9 protein-coding genes and 1 tRNA gene are annotated in these 18,251 nt (G+C 67.4%); 5 read left to right on the top strand and 5 right to left on the bottom strand.

The features are described from left to right. Positions 1-244 precede the first annotated feature (244 nt). The 5 genes from eno (at position 245) to AYO52_RS02660 (ending at position 4,163) form a co-directional block, all read left to right on the top strand. Positions 245-1,522 (top strand): phosphopyruvate hydratase, encoded by a 1,278-nt coding sequence (gene eno / locus AYO52_RS02640; protein ID WP_067712809.1) that lies wholly within the window; start codon positions 245-247, stop codon positions 1,520-1,522. A 63-nt stretch (positions 1,523-1,585) separates the two neighbouring features. Further along, a complete protein-coding gene (locus tag AYO52_RS02645; protein WP_067712811.1) occupies positions 1,586-2,491 on the top strand; it encodes a septum formation initiator family protein in 906 nt (301 codons plus the stop codon). After that, positions 2,488-3,039, top strand: a complete 552-nt coding sequence (locus AYO52_RS02650; protein ID WP_067712814.1) for a DUF501 domain-containing protein — start codon at positions 2,488-2,490, stop codon at positions 3,037-3,039. Before AYO52_RS02645 ends, AYO52_RS02650 begins: the two co-directional genes overlap by 4 nt. Continuing rightward, entirely contained in the window at positions 3,036-4,037 is a 1,002-nt protein-coding gene (locus AYO52_RS02655; RefSeq protein WP_082923715.1) for a Ppx/GppA phosphatase family protein, read from the top strand. Before AYO52_RS02650 ends, AYO52_RS02655 begins: the two co-directional genes overlap by 4 nt. 52 nt (positions 4,038-4,089) lie before the next feature. Further along, positions 4,090-4,163 (top strand) — tRNA-Leu (locus AYO52_RS02660). Here AYO52_RS02660 and AYO52_RS17535 read toward each other — a convergent pair. From AYO52_RS17535 to AYO52_RS02690, 5 genes are all read right to left on the bottom strand, one after another. Then, the gene (locus AYO52_RS17535; protein ID WP_082923716.1) at positions 4,134-5,846 is read right to left on the bottom strand and encodes a hypothetical protein; all 1,713 of its coding nucleotides are present in this window, start codon (positions 5,844-5,846) and stop codon (positions 4,134-4,136) included. The two genes, AYO52_RS02660 and AYO52_RS17535, sit on opposite strands and share 30 nt — an antisense overlap. Positions 5,847-5,948: 102 nt before the next feature. Continuing rightward, positions 5,949-6,845 (bottom strand): GIY-YIG nuclease family protein, encoded by an 897-nt coding sequence (locus AYO52_RS02675; protein ID WP_067712824.1) that lies wholly within the window; start codon positions 6,843-6,845, stop codon positions 5,949-5,951. Positions 6,846-6,860: 15 nt separating this feature from the next. After that, complete coding sequence (locus AYO52_RS02680; protein ID WP_067712828.1) at positions 6,861-11,552, bottom strand: DEAD/DEAH box helicase; 4,692 nt, start codon at positions 11,550-11,552, stop codon at positions 6,861-6,863. A 9-nt stretch (positions 11,553-11,561) separates the two neighbouring features. After that, on the bottom strand, positions 11,562-15,923 hold the full coding sequence (locus AYO52_RS02685; RefSeq protein WP_067712831.1) for a hypothetical protein: 4,362 nt from the start codon (positions 15,921-15,923) through the stop codon (positions 11,562-11,564). Further along, the gene (locus AYO52_RS02690) at positions 15,920-18,250 is read right to left on the bottom strand and encodes a 3'-5' exonuclease (protein WP_067712833.1); all 2,331 of its coding nucleotides are present in this window, start codon (positions 18,248-18,250) and stop codon (positions 15,920-15,922) included. Before AYO52_RS02690 ends, AYO52_RS02685 begins: the two co-directional genes overlap by 4 nt. Position 18,251 lies beyond the last annotated feature (1 nt).

The following is an 18,251-nucleotide window of genomic DNA, read 5'->3' on the forward strand; positions in this document are numbered from 1 at the left end:
GCGGCTGGGGAGAGGTATGCGCCCGGAATGGACCAGACCGGGTGCGTACCCGGGCCGGCGGCGTACATAGGGGACGCGCAACCCCGGAGGGGGCGAAGGCCGGCCAGGCGGGGGCGGGGTGAGCGCCCCCGGCCCAGCCTCGTCCCGCCCTCTGGACCGACGTGGAACAATGGCCAGCGGACTGCGCCCGCCTAGCGGCGCCGGCCACGCACACGAACCCACGAACTTCCCCCAAGGAGCACAGATGGCGCTTATCGAGCAGGTCGGAGCCCGGGAGATCCTCGATTCGCGAGGCAACCCCACCGTCGAGGTGGAGGTGCTTCTGGACGACGGCTCGTTCGGCCGCGCCGCCGTGCCGTCAGGCGCGTCGACGGGCGCCCACGAGGCCGTGGAGCTGCGCGACGAGGACGAGCGCTACATGGGCAAGGGCGTCACCAAGGCCGTCGAGGCCGTACTGGACGTCCTCGCCCCCGCCGTCATCGGCATCCCCGCCGAGGACCAGCGCGTGGTGGACGAGGCCCTCCTCGACGCCGACGGCACCCCCAACAAGTCGACCGTCGGCGCCAACGCCGTCCTCGGCGTCTCGCTGGCCGTGGCCCGCGCCGCGGCCGAGTCCTCGGGCCTCGAGCTGTATCGCTTCATCGGTGGCGCCAACGCCCACGTGCTCCCCGTGCCGATGATGAACATCCTCAACGGTGGCGCCCACGCCGACTCGGGCGTCGACGTCCAGGAGTTCATGATCGCCCCCATCGGCGCGCCCACGTTCCGTGAGGCCCTGCGCATGGGCACCGAGGTGTACCACCACCTCAAGACCGTCATCAAGGACCGCGGCCTGTCCACCGGCCTGGGCGACGAGGGCGGGTTCGCCCCCTCCGTCGAGTCCACCACCGCCGCGCTCGACCTCATCGCCGAGGCCATCGAGAAGGCCGGCTACTCGCTCGGCACCGACGTCGCCCTGGCGCTCGACGTCGCCGCGACGGAGTTCTTCAAGGACGGCAAGTACCATTTCGAGGGCAAGCAGCTCTCCGCCGCCGAGATGGCCGACGTCTACGCCGAGCTCGTGAACAAGTACGCGCTGGTCTCCATCGAGGACCCGCTCGACGAGGACGACTGGGACGGCTGGAAGACCCTCACCGACATGATCGGCGACAAGGTCCAGCTGGTCGGCGACGACCTCTTCGTCACCAACCCGCAGCGCCTGGCCGAGGGCATCGAGAAGGGCCTGGCCAACGCCCTGCTGGTCAAGGTCAACCAGATCGGCACCCTCACCGAGACGCTGGACGCCGTGGACCTGGCCCACCGCAACCGCTACGCCTCGATGATGTCGCACCGCTCGGGCGAGACCGAGGACACGACCATCGCCGACCTCGCCGTGGCCTGTAACTGTGGCCAGATCAAGACCGGCGCCCCGGCCCGCTCGGAGCGCGTGGCCAAGTACAACCAGCTGCTGCGCATCGAGGAGATGCTCGGCGACGCCGCCCGGTACGCCGGCGCCGAGGCGTTCCCGCGCTTCTCCGCCTGACGGCACCAACACCGCCCGCCGGAAGTTCACAGCTGACGGGCACGTAGTCGGAAAGGAAGGCGCATGGCCCGCCCGCCCCGCCCCTCGGACCGCCGGGGAGACGCACGCGATCGTGCGGCGTCCCGGCGGCCCGGGGAGGCGTCGGGTGCCATTCGTCGCCGTGCGAACGGGACGGGCCGTGGGACCGCCGCCGACCGGGGGAGCAACACCGGCCGCGGCCCGGGTGCTACCGGCCGCGACGGAGTCGACGGGCAGAGTGGGGCCGATCAGCCTGCCGACCCCACCCGCCGCGAACCGACCCGCCGACGGACGCCGAGCCGCGAACGGGACCGGCCCGTCCCGGCCTCTGCCCGCTCCGGCCGGGTCGGCACCACCGCGCATCCGGAGGCCCACCGCCTCACCACGCGCACGGACCTGTCCGACACCCTGCTGGGCCCGCGGAACTACACCCCGCGGCGGATCGGACTCCTCGCCGTCGTCGCCATCATCCTGCTCGTCACGGTGTCGTTCCCGCTGCGCAATCACTATCAGTTCTTGCGCGACGAGAAGACCGTGGCGCAGGAGCGGGCCGCGCTGGAGGCGACGATCGCCGAGCTCGAGGCCGAGGAGCAGATGCTCTCCGACCCGGCGTACATCGAGCAGCAGGCCCGCATCCGCTTTGGCGCCGTGAAGCCGGGGGAGACGCCGTACCGCGTGTCCATGGTCGACCCGATCGAGCAGGCCGTGGCTGAGCAGAAGGCGGCCGAGCTGGCGGCGCAGCCGTGGCAGACGCGGGTGTGGAACTCCATCGCCGAGCCCGCCGACCCGATCATGCCGGAGGACTCGGCGGTGCTCGAGGGCACGTCCATCCCCGGTGGCCCCGACACCCCGCCGGTGCCGGTCGTGCCCGGAGTGCCCGGTGCCGATGACCCCGCCGCCCCCATCCCGGGCGGCGTCCAAGATCAATCACAGGAGGACCCCCCAGCGTGAGCGCCGAGCAGAGCGTGTCCAGCGAAGACCTCGACGCGATCCAGGCCCAGCTGGGTCGGCCGCCGCGGGGCGTGCTGGAGGTGTCCTACCGCAGCCCCGACGGCCAGCCCGGGGTGGTCAAGACCGCGCCGCGGCTGGAGGACGGCACCCCGTTCCCCACGCTGTACTACCTCACCGATCCGCGGCTCACCGCCGAGGCGAGTCGGCAGGAGTCCGCGGGGATCATGAGGGGGATGACGACGAGGTTGGCCCAGGAGCCCGAGCTGGCCGCCAACTACGTCCAGGCGCACGAGCGGTTCCTCGCCAAGCGCAACGAGATCGAGGACCTGGGCACGGACTTCTCCGGTGGCGGGATGCCCGAGCGGGTCAAGTGCCTGCACGTGCTCATGGCGTACGCGCTCGCCGAGGGGCCTGGCGTGGTCTGGCTGGGCGACGAGTCCGTGGCGCTGGCCTGCGAGGCCGGGCTGCGCGGTACCGCGCTGCCGGAGGACTGGCCGACGCCCGAGGAGTTGGGCGTGCCCGACTACCTCGCGATGGACGAGCAGTGAGCTCCGCTGGTTCGGCTGGCTCCGGCGCGGTGCGCGTCGGCGCGGTCGACTGCGGCACCAACTCCATCCGCCTGCTCGTCGCCGAGGGCGTCCCCGGTGAGACCGGGTTGACTGACGTGGTGCGCGAGATGCGGATCATCCGCCTCGGTGAGGGCGTCGACGCGACCGGCCGACTCTCCGACGGTGCGATCTCCCGTTGCCGGACCGCCCTGACCGACTATGTGGCGACGATGGCCGAGCTCGGTGTGCAGTCGGTGCGGATGGTGGCCACCTCCGCCACGCGGGACGCGGCGAACAAGGACGAGTTCTTCGGCATGACCGCCGAGGTGCTGGGCGCGCACTTCCCGGGTGCTGTCGCTGAGGTGATCTCGGGGCAGACCGAGGCCGAGCTGACCTTTGCCGGTGGGGTATCGGACCTGCGGCCCGAGGACGGCCCGTTCGTGGTGACCGACCTCGGCGGCGGGTCCACGGAGATCGTGGTGGGCGAGCTCGTCCGCGGTGAGGTGCGCCTGCTCGGAGCCCGGAGCCTGGACATCGGCTGCCTGCGCATCACCGAGCGGGTGCTCCACTCGGACCCGCCGACCGGCGACGAGGTCGCCGACGCCCGCGCGGTGATCGCCGACGCGCTGGCCGAGGCCGGCGACGTCCCGGTGGGCCGTGCAGCCCGCTGGGTGGGCGTGGCGGGCACCTTCACCACGATGAGCGCGCTGGCGCAGAACCTGGCGGAATACGACCCCGAGCGGATCCACGGCAGCGTCATCTTGCTCGACCGGATGCTTGAGGTGTGCGACCGCCTGGTGGCCTCGTCGGTCACCGAGCGGCGCAGCTTGGGGCCGATGCACCCGGGCCGCGCGGACGTGATCGGCGGGGGAGCGATCGTGGTGCAGTCGCTGTGTGATGTGATGGCAGAGCGCGCGGGGTTGTCCGAACTCACGGTGAGTGAGAAGGACATTCTGGACGGCATCGCGATGTCGGTGCTGACCCGGCTGGCCGGCTAGCGCGAATCGGCGCGCTGCGCGCCACCCGGCCCCGCCTTGGCGGTGCCGGCAAGCCCCCATAGCCCAATTGGCAGAGGCAGACGGCTTAAAACCGTTTCAGTGTCGGTTCGAGTCCGACTGGGGGTACCGCTTTTCGATGGTGAACGGTAGCGCTCGCCGGAGTAGCGACGCCATGTCCTCCCATGCGGCGGATTCGCCTCTGCAGACCTGTGCCGTCTCTTCGTCTTCCTCGCCTTCGGCGGATTGGTGCCAGCTGATCGCTTGCTCCTCACTCAATCGGATGCACGTGAGAATGAGCGACCGGTCGCGCCGCATCAGCCGTGCCGCCAGTTCCGGGTCCACGACGACGTCGGGCTCGTTGTCCATGTGGATCAGCGCCAAGAGCTCGTCGGGTAGGTCGTCGTCGGACTCGTCCGCGGCAGGTTCGACGTTGTCGTCGCCGTCCGTGCTTCCGCCGAAGAGGACGGTGCCGCCGGTCCGGGAGGCGATCTCCTCGTCGGACTCGTCGATGATTCTGCTCGCTGTGACGATCACGTCGATGAGGTGCGCCGGGATGAACGGTTTGGCGGGGAAGTCGCAGGTGGCCATCACGTCGTCGTCATCGACATGGAAGCGGACGTACAGCGACCATGAGTTCAGATCCTTGAGGATCTGAGAGGCACGTTCGGGGTGCCGCATCTTCGTGACGGCGAAAGCGGTGACGGAGACGGCCATGGGTTCGCGCACCTGGATGAGCAGTCCGGCACTCCCGGCACGGATAGGGAAGACGCCGTCGTCGTCTGGAGGAACATACATCCCGTACATATTTCGCAACACATGCGAGACGGCCCACTGCAGCTCTTCTAGCGTCCCTGCGACGTAGGGCTGGTCGATCGGTAGAATCTCCTCGTCCTCGTGGGGGTCGGCGGAAGACGGGGGTGCGTGGAGCTCGTCCTCGACGGGAGCGGGCTTGAGGAACGACGGGTGGGGAATCCCGAACACACGGCGGAGCGTATCGACCACGAGTACGGCGACCGCGTCGATCACGTCTACGGGAGCCGACACGTAGAAGTTCGGGATCGAGGGTGTCTCGCCCGGTGCCGACGGGGGGTTCCACCCCAGAGCGAGCAGGTCGCCGATCTGGATTGCAGACAGTCGGGAGGCGGCCGGCAACTCCTGATTGCTCGACACCTCGACTCGAACGGTCTCGCCTTTGTCGCTCACGAACGCCTTGATGAACGGCGAGGCGTCGCCGAGTGAAGTGTCAATGCATAAGGAGATGTAGGTGTCGTCGTCGAGCGAGAGAACACGTCCGACAAACCCATCGCCGAATTCTTCCCATGCGCCGCTGATCTGCCTTTCGTCAGAGTCGCCCGGTGAGATGGCTCCTTCCTCGGCATCGAGATCGGCATCCTCGAACAGCTCACTCGGGTGATGAATTCCGAAGACCTTCTGAAAGGTGGTGGTGATGACCTCGGCCATCTCGGCGGCGAACGTGATGTCGACGACGGCATGGAAGTGAGGGCTTCCATCGGGATCCGCTGGCGCGGTGGGAGCGAACCAGCCGACCTGGAGCAAACTCTGCTCTTGGTCGCTAGTGAGTTTGTGCGGTCCACTCAGGTACTGATTGCTCGAGACCTCAGCGCCGACCTGGTCGCCGTCGATTGACTTCACGACCTGGACAAACGGTGCGTCATCGGTGCCCGTGTCGGTGAGTTCGACGGTGTAGACAGCTCCGGGCTCGAGTTCGACGATCCGTGTTGCGAGGTATTCGGTGAAGCGCTTCCAGTCGGCGTTCGGTCTGTCCGAGACACCAGTGCCGTCAGTCATACCTCGGACACTATTCGGTTGGTTCGCGGGCATGCGCCGGTTTTCGCAATCAGGTAGGGCTCAACTCGAGTGCTCATGGCGCTCGTGTCCCGAGACCGCTGGTCAGGTGGCGTAGGGCCAGTACCGGAAGCTGCCTTGGTCACCGCGCTTCTTGGCGGGAATCGAGTGGCCGTGAGGGCCCACCACCTCTCGCCACAGTGGATCCGCTCGGTCCACGATGGGAATGACATCGCATCCGCGACGATGGTGTGGAGCGTCGTAGATCTCCCGGGATGTGCCGGGAACTATCTGGAACAGTCTCCGGATAACCCCCCTATAGACGGCGACCAGATGCGTGATGCCAGAGTTTTCTACTTTCCTCTGATCCCACCGCCACCAGCAGCAAGTCGAATTGGCAAGCTCGTCGATGGAGGATTCGAGAAGCTTCTTGTCCATCCACTCGTTCTTGAAACCGAACCCAGATCGAATTTGCCCGTTGGGCATCTGCTCCTCCGCATCCTTCCAGTCACCGAGGGTGATAAGAAGCAATGGTTGTTGCGTGATGAGCGCCGGTGCTCGGAGTTCATCGACGATGCCTCCGAGTCTGGTGATTCCCCGCGCGGCGTCCCCACCCCGAACCTTGTTGGTGAGAGGCGTCCCGCTCGTGAGCGGACGAATCCGCTCCGGTGAAGACGCGAAGGGGAAGGTTCGGACGAAGTCGATGAGAGTGGATTCGACTGCGGAGTACTCAGCGCGAGTCATCCCGTACCTCAGTATCCAGATGTCGACTTCTCCACCGGAGTCCTCGATTGCCGAGATCCGATCGAGCTTGTCGTTCAACCCTGCAGGGTTTTCGGCGGCGACCCAGGCCTTGGCCTCGAGCCCGTGGTGTTCGACCCGCGCGCTGGTGCCCTTACCGATGTAGAAGGGGATACCGTCGCGAGGGTCGACGAGCGCGTAGACGTAGTTCCCGAGCCGGTGCGTCACGTCAGCGTTGATCGACATCACTTGGTCAGTCATGGGTCGTCCCCCTTGTCAGCGGTGTGAAGGTGGCGCTGGTACGAGGTCGGAGTGATCGATTGGACTGTATGACCGCATCTGGTCGAGAAGCGCGAGCGCGCCTCGGCGGCTGAGCTTCTCGTGGTGCCTATCGTTGAAGGCGTTGCGCAGACATCCGAAGCAACTGGTCTCCTCGCCGCAGTCACAGGAGGAGACCCTGTGGTAGGCCTCGTCGAGGACCGTGGGGAACTCCTCCGTGATCTTCCTCGCCGCGCCAGCGCCGGCCGGCACAGTGTCGAAGATGACGATGGACCTAACGCCACCCTTCCACGAGAGAGTGGCGGCGATGTCGTCACGGGAGATCTCGAGACCTTCGGAGGCGCCTTCGAGTAGTGCGTACATCAGAGAGAGCATGCTGTCGGAGTCTGCATTGACCAATCCTCGTGGAACGATCTCCGCGGAATCGGTCTGGTACCGGTGCCCCAGGGAGAACACGTCAAACGAACCTCGGCACTCCGCGCCGGAGAGCGGATTCTCGTGGGCGGTCGAACGATCGCCGTCGTTTGCTCTGGCCCAGCCGCAGATGTTGCACACCCGGAACCCCATCCCGATTCCCTCGGACAACACCACCATCTTGGCGCGCACGCCCGCGGTCACCGTCGTGGTTGCGGGGTTGCCCTTCAGCGTGACCTCGGAAAGTGAATCGCCTGGGTACTCCACGTGGGATGAACCGAGCGTCCTACGGGAGGGCGGCGTAGATCCCACGGTGTCGGGAGTCCGGTCCGCGACGAAACCCCACTCGGGAATGATGAACCGCCTCACGCTCTTGCCGGTGTGCTCGGTGCCGCACACCGCACAGGTGGCGGGGGCGTCGGAGAGGTCGAGACCGCTCTCGAAGGCGTCGCAGTTGCGGCAGACCCGGTACTCGTTGCGGACGAAGGCCTTGCCGGGCTTCTTCGCCACGGCCCGGGAGGTCCACAGCTTGCCTGCGGCCACCACCTGGTTCCCAGGGGCATAGTCGAGGATCGCCAGCGCCAGGTCGCGGTCGAGCTCCAGCTTCGATCCGGCGGGGTCCGAAGAGTGGTTGGTACGAAGCCCTACCGTGTCCACAGGGAAGCCGTACTTCGGAAGCACGTTCCGCTGGGCGAGGACACCCAGCGTCTGGCGTCCTTCGACAGTCTTGAGCGTCCGCTCGAGGAGCGCGGCGAAGCTGAACTTCTTCTCCGAGGAAGCTGCGCCCTGTAGCTCGGTGAGCTGCGCACGCTCGAGCCGGATCTCTTCTGCAACGCGGTCGAGTAGCTCGAGTAGCGGCTCGACCCACGAGTTGTCGGCGACTCCCAGCTCCTCGTGTAGTTCCACCGGAACCACCCGGGCCACTGAATCGGCGATCGCCACCGGAACCGGGGTGAGGAACGGACGGATCTCCCGCCATGCTTCGTCGTCGGGGTCGTCAGCACAGAACAGGTCTGCGATCTGCTGGAACTCGACGCCCCTCTCGACGTACATGTGCCGGAAGAACTCGGCGAACACGATCGAGTGGATGTGCCTGCGGGCGATTCGTTCGTTGTCGATGGGTACCCACGGAACGCGCATGACCCCGTTGATCATCTGAGTCGGATCCTGGAAGCGGGAGAGGTCGCGGGAGCGCCGCTGGGCATAGGTGGTCACGAATGCGGCGGAATCGGTCCGGCGCCCGGCGCGTCCGGCACGCTGGACGTAGTTCGCCGTCCGTGGGGGCATATTGCGGAGGACGACGGCCTGGAGATCGCCCACGTCGACGCCGAGCTCGAACGTGGTCGAGCATGACAAGACGTTGACCTCGCCGTGGATGAACTGGTTCTGGATTTCCAGTGCCTGCGACGAGGTCCACTGGGCGGTGTGTTCTTTGGCGGACATCGGAGCGATGGCGATCGAGCGGTAGAGATTTCGGTAGTGGTTGTTCTCCTGCTCCAGGAGCGGGATCGGGTACGAGACGAGCTGACCGTCGCAGTTCAGGGTCGGACACACATCGGCGGCGTTGTGCGCGGTCACGTTCCGGCAGACATCGCACTGCCACCACTCTGCCGTTGTTCCGGGACGGAGCTCGATGCGACGGTGATCGAGTTGGTAGGAACCGGTCGTCGGTGAGTTCGGGCGCATCCACCCCAGCCCGGGTCGCCCTGGCTCGACAGGTGAGGAGAAAAGTTTCCAGAGGTGATTGAGGAATTCGACCGCCTTGTCCTCCTGGCCCACGGTGGACAGGACGCGGCGGAGATAGTCGAGCCGCTTGTTGGTCCCTCGAGTCGGGGCCCAGGACAGTTGCTTCTTGCGCCGATCGGAGCCGTCGGACCGCATGGAGATGACGACGTTTCTCGGAGCGAACAACTCGTCGCCGACGTCGACGCCGTCGGGGACCGTGACCGCACCTTGACGACGCACCATCGTGGCGAGTTGTTGGAGAAGCGCCCGCGCGCTGTCCTCTCCGAGAGCGTCCAGGAGTGGACTCGGAATGACTGAGCCGGCAGGCAGCGCCATGCTCACGTGGAGAAGGCCGAGTCCCTCGAGTGACTGCCTCACGTCCGTACCGATGAGGTCGGCCATGACCCACGCCCCCACGGCACGATGCTGGCCGTGGGAGGTGACGGTGGAGTCGAAGAGGTGGGCTTTGCGTCCGGCGGCTGCGGCATCGGCGACGAGGTCGTCGATCGCTGCGGGCGTCGTGGCGAAGTGCGGCGCCTCGATGGTGCGGGCGAGCAATCGTCGCTGGATCAGCCTCGAGTACGTCGAGTCGAGGTACGGGGCGGCGTAGGCGGCGGCCTGTCGGGAGTCGCTGAACATCAGGAGCTTGCGACCTTCACCCACGAGTTCGCGGGACTTGTCGCGAGCGCTGGGCAGCTGTTGGTAGAGCGAGGTGGTGACGACGGCGGAGGGGGCATCGTTGCCCAGATCCAGCCGGCGGACGAGGTTCGATTTGCGGGCGCCGCAGTGATTGCAGGTCGACAGTCCCGCCTTGGACACGCGGAGCGCGACGATGGGACGCATCTCGCCGCGTCCGCAGCCATCGGGACACCTCAGGGTCTGAGAGTCCGACAGGCGGCCGCATCCGGTGCACAGCCAGGAGGCACGAGCATCCACCGCCTTCTCCTCGGCGGAGAGGAGGTCGTCGTCGTCGTCCACCACCGCCTCCTCGGAATCGAGTAGGGCGAACCACGAGGCCTTTGTGACGCGGGCGGTGACGGGGACAAGTCGTTCGCCTTCGATCTCGCCTGCGAGGTGGACGGTTCCGCACGAGGTGCAGGTGGCGAACTCGAACACTGCCGCCTCGCAGTCGGGGCACGTCTCGTGGCGGGCGAGAGCGACATGGGGGCCGGACTCGGAGAGGCAGGTGAACGCGCCTTCGGTGGCACGGACGAAGAAGTGGTACCTGGCAGAGAGGACGGGGTGCCCGTTGTCCAACTGAACCCTGCCCCCCAGGCGCACGAGGATCTCCACCAGCCTGTCGGCGTCGTCCCTGTCGGGCCATAGTTCGCCGGCGACGGTGTGGATGTCGACTGGACCGTCCTTGAGAAGGCCGCGGAGAGCGACCAGGTGGGCCTCGTGGTCGAGCGCTTGACCGGGGGTGGGCAGGCCCGAGAGCGCGGTGAGTCGCTCGAGATCGGGGCCGCCCGGGTCCGACGTTCCCCACTCGTCGTTGGCGCCCTCGACGATCGACACGAGTTCCTCGGGGGACAGTTCCCACGTGGAGTCGACGGTGGCGGGGATCCGATCGGCGTGGACGACGTCCTGCTGTGCGGGGTCGTCGGTGTACGCGAAGTCGGCGTTGAACAGGTCGGACGCGAACTTCGTGACTTCGGTGGGATCGCCGTCCAGGGACGCGGACGTGGCGATGTACTGCAGGCGATCGGACGGGGCGACACGGTCCTTGAGTCGCCGCAGGAGCATGCCGACCTCGGAGGCCTGGGCGCCGTCGTAGACGTGCGCCTCGTCGAGCGCGACGAACCGCCAGGTCTGGTGACCGTGCGAGGCGAACAACTCGATGTCCCTGGGGCGCAGCAGCAGGTACTCCAGCATCGCGTAGTTGGTCAGCAGGATGTGGGGTGGCTCGGCCTGCATCTCCTCACGGCTGAGTCGCTCGTTGGGGAGGACCTCCTGACCGGGGTTAAGTGACTCGAAGTGCCGCCGGGCGTCCTTGGCGGTGTGCTTGGTCTCGCCGGTGTAGCGGCCGAAGGTGATCTCGGGGACGTCGGCGAGCATCGTGCGCAACCGCTTGAGCTGATCGTTGGCCAGGGCGTTCATGGGGTAGAGCAGGAGCGCCCTGACGCCGGGCCCGAGAGTCCCGGCAGCTTGCTCGGCAAGAAGATGGTTGAAGATCGGTAGCATGAAGCTCTCGGTCTTTCCGGAACCGGTGCCGGTGGTTACCACGACGTTCCGGCCGGCGACGACCTTGCGGATAGCCTTTTCCTGGTGGGCGTACAGAGGTCGCTCCAGAGGGAGGGCCTCGCTCGCCATCCGCCGGAACGAGGCGCCCAGGACGCCCTCGTCGATGAGCTCCTCGAGCGACAGTCCAGGTGCGTACGGAGGCGTCGTTTCCAGCAGCGGTCCCTTGGTGAGGCTCCGGGTCTCACCGACGACGCGGACGAACTCGTCGTGCAGCGCGGCATCATTCGGGCTGAGCAGAGTTGTGATGTAGCGCTTGTACGTCGTCTCGATGGCGTGCGCGGTGGCGAGCGGGTCGAGGATCTCGGTCACTGGGAACTCCTAGGTGCGGAAGATGGCGTCGACGAGTTCTTCGTCCGAAGACTTCCCGACGGGGATATACGGGTTGGACTGACGCTGGGCAAAGTCGAGCGCCGTAACCAGGGCATCCGCGGTCACCAGGTCGATCATGGTCTGTTCCGGCTCGCGGAGTGCGAAGCGAGACCAGGCTCGGTCCAGGTCGGGCGGAAGCGAGAGCGGAATCCGGTCTGCTGCAGCAAGCCGGGCGTAGAGACAGACGATGAGGCTGGCCACAGGTGCGTTGGCCCACGAGAAGCGATCACCGAGGGTGCCGAGCTGTTTGCTGCGGACGGAATAGTTCTTTCGCAGCGAAGCGAAGCCTGCCACCACGGACATCGGGTTCCCGTCGCCGCGGACGACCACTTCGAAGAACTCTCGGAGTTCCGCCGGATCGGCGGTGGCCTGGTGCTGGAAAAGCGCCAGGTACGCGTCGTATCGAGAGGCGGGATCGATGAGTCCACCCGGGATCAGCTTCCGCTTCTCGAGGTAGTCGGCGACCGCGCCCGGTTCGTCGCTCCGCAACACCAGATCCCGGCTCAGTGCAGCCGACTTCGCGAACGGGTCCCAACCGCGTTCGAGGATCGTCGAGAGTGCGTAGCCTCCGACCTCTCGGAGCCGGCGCCTCATACCGCCGCGGAAGGTCTCTGGGGTCGCGGGGAGGTCGGCGATCGTGAGGAGCATGTCGAGCCAGGGTTCCGAGGCGAGGACGCGTCGGTCGATCGCGACGGAATCCGGATCGTCCTCGTCGGGTCGGAAGGAGTCGAAGACCAGACCGGTGCGGATGAGGAGCGCGAGTTTGTCGGCCGTGGAGAGCTCCGACGCCGCCAGGGAGAGGAGCGACGGGCGAGGGTCGCGCCGGATCTCGCGAGCGAGCAGGCCGAACCGCTCGTCGTCACCCGGTTCGAGTTTCCGGTCGAGCAGGGCGAGCGCGGACCAGATCTCGGACAGCGAGGGATCCACATCGGGGACAACGTCGAGTCCGAGGAGGAATCTGGATATTCCCGCCGTGGTCGGGCTGGCGAACTCTGCCTCCCGTGGGAACCGGATGCTCTCCGGCGGCGGGAAGCTCTCCGGCGGGACGGGATCCCAGGCGTCGTCGACGACGGGCGCTACTCGGATGTCTCCGGACCCGAGGACGGAGGCGGGGAGGGTGCCGCGGCCCTTGACGAGCGGGACAGTGGTCACGGGCGCCCACGGACGCGCGATGCGCCACACGTGCAGGACGATGTCGGTGCGCACGTCCAGCCCGAGGACGTTGACCCGGTCACCCTCGACCTCGACCCGGACGTTCGCGCCGATGGTGCTGAATCGGACGAGCGGCGCCTCGTAGGTCTGCGCGTCGGGGTAGCGAAGGATCAGCACGACCTCGCCGACCTGAGCCTCACGAGCGGCGCCGGCAAGCCGGTCGGCAGGCATCGTCAGGACCCCGGACCGCGTTCGCCGGGGAAAGTCCTCGTTGCCGTATTCGCGCCCGTTGAGGCTGCGTACGACGGCGCGGACGGAGACGTCGGCAGGAACGCCCCGGACGGCGAGCGTCGCCCGGGAGAAGTCCTCTGGGCGGCGGCCGATCCGACGATCGCTCCACACGGCGATGCGTCCGACGGGGGTGAGGCGGAACTCGAGACGCGGAGGCCGGACCGTGACCACGGAAGATGCCGCACCATTGCGCAGGCGGACCGTCTTCTTGGAGTCCGTCGGTCCGAAGGCGAGCGTCTGATCGAGCACGTGGAGTGCCGGTGACGTGGAGCCGCAGTCGGCGTGCACCGGGGTGAGGTTCTCGTCGTCTGGTAGCCGGAGGTCGTCGTCGAACTCGACGGAGAGCCCTTCGGCGACAAAGACGCTGTGGTCGAGTCGCGCTCCGTCCGGGCCGGTCACACGGACGTCGAAGCGCCCCAGTTGCTCTGGTTCGCCGTCGAAGAGCGGGACGTCACCGCCGTCAGGCGCCGCGTACTGCCCCTGGAGGGTCCACTCGCGGGCTCCTGACCGTCGGTACCGGATGGTCCACTCGTCCGCCGACTCCGGACCCAGGGCGGGGAGGCTGATCCAAGGACGTGAGTACAGGACGGGAAGCTTCTCGCTGAATACCCCGGGCAGAACGGGGAGTGGGTCGTCCGGAAGGTCCAGGAGTACGGGCAGGGGCCGGCTACCGACCCGGAGGTCCACCGTTGTGCCGTCCCCGGTCCTCGCGCGGACGGATGTGGTCTCGGAGAGATCCCACTGGCGGATCTCCCAGCCGTCCCAGCCGATAGGGGCGCCATATCCGCCCAGATCACGGGGAGCGTGAGGGGGTTCGCCCAGAACGTCAAGGTCTCCGGGGACGATGGCGACGATCTCGGATCGAGGCAGGACGGCGGCGTCCGGGAGATGTTCACCGCGGGTGGAAAAGGTGATGATGGGTCGGGCGTCCTCGTAGAGACGCATCTCCACGGGGTTCGCGTACGAGGGGTGGGTGACCACGACGCGCCGCGCCGGCTGATCGACGGGGACCTCGACGGCCTGGTCGCCCCGGAACCGTTCCGGTGCCACCCGGACGACGGCCGTGTCGATCGTCACCGTCCAAGGTGCCGAGGTGTGGCTGGAGGGTGCGGGTATCCGGACGACGATCGAGTCGTCAGTCTGCAGGTGGAGGGTGGGGACCTCGCGAGACCGACGACGCTCGGACCGGACGCGATCGCCCACGTCGGCACGGAGGAGTGCGTCGCGGAGTGCGTCGACAACGATCTCCGGAAGTCGTGTGGTGTCCGCGGTGAGGGTCGTGGGATCGGCAGCCGGGTTCTCTGCGATGTCGGCGACGATCCGGGCCATCTCGTCGAGAAAAGCTCGTCCTCGGTCGCCGCCGTACTGGATGAAGTCACGGGTCGACACGTCGAGCTGGTTTAGCACGAGCTCGTGGCTGGGCTCGAGGATCCAGTCCCGAAAGCGGCGGCTCTCCCGCGAGGTGACGTTCCCGACGTACGCGCTCAGTGCCTCGAGAAGACCGTCGAAGCTCGCTGCCGGAATCCCGGCGTGGACGGCGAGACGTTGGACGTACCTGCTCGCCGGCAGGTCGTGCAGAGGATCGAGCCCGAATCTCTTGAGCAGGGCGGGGATTGCGGTTCGGAGTGCTGCCTCGTCTGAGGACTGTCGCTCGACCCCCAGCCGCTCCCAGTAGGCGTCCCAGTACGCGTTGTGTTCGAGTCCGACGTGAGCCATCCCCACCAGGGAGGCGAGCGTGGTCGCGGGGAAGTGATGGACGATCTGGGCGACCGTGGTGCCCCGACCACGGGAGAGGCGGTATCGCGCGGCGTAGACGTCCAATAGGACGTCGAGCTCGACCGCGGAGAAGTCGGCCTCCACGGCGAGGACCGCGTCACCCAGGCGAGCCCTGACCGCTTGTTCCCACGTGTCGATGTCGTCGTCCGCGGTCAAGGGCGTCGGCAAGGGATCGGCGGGTGCGACGGAAGTCGCCAGCTTGTCAGCGGCGGGGGGAGGAGACGGCTCGGGAGCGGGTGTAGTCGCGTCCGATTCCACTGACGGTGTCGACTCCGCCGGAGTCGGCGTCGGCCCCATCGGCTTCGATCCGACCGGTTTCAGGCCGCGGGGTGTCGGTGCGGCAGGTGTCGCCGGCGGCGTGGCTCGGAGGATCTCGCCCACCTCTGGGACGAGCAGCTCGCATACCGTGGCGAGGGGCACGTCGAGGAGACCGACGGGACGCATGAGTTGCGGGTGCGTGTCCACCGCGTGACCGGATGAGTCGGCCCTGAGGCTGTCGAACCAGTGGCCGACCTCCGTGGAGTCCAGGACCTCACGGGTATCGGCGACCGCGGCGTCGATCACGGCGTCGAGATCAGCGTGGAGCTCCCTCTCCACGTAAGCCTGGGCGGCTTCTTTGTCGCCGCCCAGCAGCTGAACATCGACCAACGCGTAGAACCGCTCCGGGTCGAGGGAGAACAGGACGGAACTGACGGCCCGGATGACGGGTTCCTGTGGCCAGGCGCCCGATCGGGACGCGGCCGCCGCGGCGTTGACCTGGGCAAGGGAGCCGTGCAGGCGCCTGCCTTCGGCACGCGACAGGAGCTGGGAGATGTCCGACGGTGCGCTGGAGGCGATCGATGAGAAGGACACCTCCCTGCCGCCTTCCCAGCGGACGCCGAACCCCGCCGGGGCCAGTGGGTACAGCTCGCCCAGTACATAATCCGGCGTCGTCCGGTACGTGGAGGCGATCTCCAGGATCGTCTCCACGCGATCCTCGGGGAGCGTGTCGGCGACGGGCAGTGAACCACCGACCGGGACGTGGTCGAAGACCAGCTCCCAATACGGGAACGCCTCGCTCCACGTCGTCTTTCCGGATGGTGGGGGTGTCACGACGCAGCCTCGGCCATCGCACCCTCCGGCAACAGTGAGGACGGACGCTCCCCGGTGGTCACGACGAGCTGATCACGCGCCCGCGAGGAGGCAACGTACAGCAGCGAGCGCTCACGGCGGAGGAGCTGCTCCCTGTCCTCGTCGGTAAGGCCCCGTGCTCCGTGGGAGGAGGGAAGCGTGCCCTCGGAGACGCGAGCCAGCACCACGTGGGTGAACTCCATGCCCTTGGAGGAGTGCATGGTGAGGACGTGGACGCCCGCTCCCTCTCCGGTGCTCACGTCGATCCCGCGAGCCTCGAGGCCGTCGATGATCCGGTCCACGTCCCGCCGGTTGTGCGTGAGCACACCGATGGATGCACCGGCATCCTCGGCGAGCCATTCCCGGATGTGCTCCTCGGCCACGTCGAGTTCGCCGGCGAGGGTCTGAGCCTGGGCCACCTGCGGGAAGGGGCCGCTGCGAGCGGACCGATAGCCCTCGGTGGAGTCGGCCTCGCCCTCGGTGTCGACGAACGTTTCGCCGTGGAGGATGCTCATGGCGAAGCCCAGGTTCTCGGCGGTGGTCCGATAGTTGAGGGTGAGCCGATTGGCGCGACCCACGATGTTGATGCCGAAGTGGGACAGGCGAGTGGGACGACCGTAGATCCGCTGGTGGCCGTCCTCGGCGATGAAGAGGTCGTTGGGAGACTCCGCGACGACGGCGCGAAGCAGACGCCAGTGACCCACGTGGAAGTCCTGTGCCTCGTCGACTACGGCGTGGTCCACGATCCGACCATTGCCGGACTCTGCGTCCAGATCCAGCACGGCGGCGGCGAGGCAGCCGAGGACGGGGAAGGTCTGCTTTCCCTCGCGACGGGTGATGGCCAGATAGGACTCGATCACCGACCACACGGCCGTGCGTGCCTTGCGATTGAGCGGCGTCCTCCGGCCGGAGCGGTCGGCCTTGAGATAGGCGGCCTTGGAGGTGACCCGCTGCGCGAGGACCACCGATTCGAGCTCCCCGCGGAGGAACTCGGGGGAGGTGGTCGGGCCCTCCGGTGCCTCGGTATTCCGCTCGGCGGCCTCGAGCCATAGTTCGCGGTCGTCCTGGTCGCTGAGGGGCGACGGCAACGACTGCAGGGGCGACCCGAGAAGGACGGTCGAGGCCTCCCGAAGTCGGTCGAGGGGGACCTTACGCAGAACTGCCATCGTCACCTGGTCGATTCCCGCCACGCACACCCCGGGCTCGCCGACGGTCTTCGCGCGCGGCAGGTCCGGGTCGAGCACGGAGAGCTGCCGGCCGAGCGACGCGGCGAGCACCTTGGTGAACGTGGTGAGCAGGACGCGAGGGGCCGCGCCGTCGGGGCCGGGTCCGTCGATCGTGCCGTCGACGAGTGCCTTGGTTCGGTGCAGGGCCACCACTGTCTTGCCCGTGCCCGCCCCGCCGGAGACCCGCCACGAACCGTTCCGTGAGCGGGTGGCGAGGATGCGCTGGGTGGGGTGGAGGAAAGTGGTCCAGGCCTCGAAGTCCCCGCTCTCGATGATGTCGCGCATGACGTCTTTCGCCTCGCGCAAGTCCCCGAGGTACGTGAACTGCATCGAGGACGCAGGCTTGGTGACGGCACGGACGAACTCGTCCTCGCTGGCATATTCGGCGCCGAGGTCGAGTTCGGTACGGACCTGGTCGATGGTGTACCCGACCGCGAGACCGAGAAGTGCGTCCCGCTCCCACGGAGCGGCCTCGGAGAGAACGGCCTCGAGCTCGGCGAGGGTGGAGGAGGAGAGCGCGGGCCCGGAGACCGACGGATCGATGCCGAGTTCGCGTTCGAGGACCTCCGAGGTGATCCCGCCGTCCTCGAATGCCGGAGCCGGCGCCTCGGGCGCCGACGGCTCCCGGGTGGAGGACGACGACGTGCCCTGATCGACCGTCCCCTCCGCGACGGCGGCCGCCGCTTTGGCTTCCGCGGCAGCGATCTGCTCCTGCTTGGCCTTCTCCGCCGCGAGGGTCGCGTCGAGCGCCGCGCCCTGTTCCCGAACCAGTGAGAGCACACCGTTGACCGGATTGACCTTGAGGGTCAGCTCCGCAGCCGTGTCGTAGGCGTCGTCATGGTTGTACGTACCCACATAGACGTAGTGGGTCTCCGTGCCGCCGTCGATCTTGAAGACCAAGGATCGGAACTGGTCGTTGACCCGGACCGAGCGGATACGTGGGTCGACGGAGTTTTTGATGGGCTCGACGTGCACGCCCGCCGAGGTGTCGTCCTCCTGGAGCTTTGACAGCATGTCGAACACGCGCTTGCGCACGGAACCGTCCAGGTTCTCCTTCTTGTTGATGAGAGTGATGGTGGGCATC

It is taken from the genome of Dietzia sp. 111N12-1 (assembly GCF_001658045.1).
Taxonomy (GTDB): domain Bacteria; phylum Actinomycetota; class Actinomycetes; order Mycobacteriales; family Mycobacteriaceae; genus Dietzia; species Dietzia kunjamensis.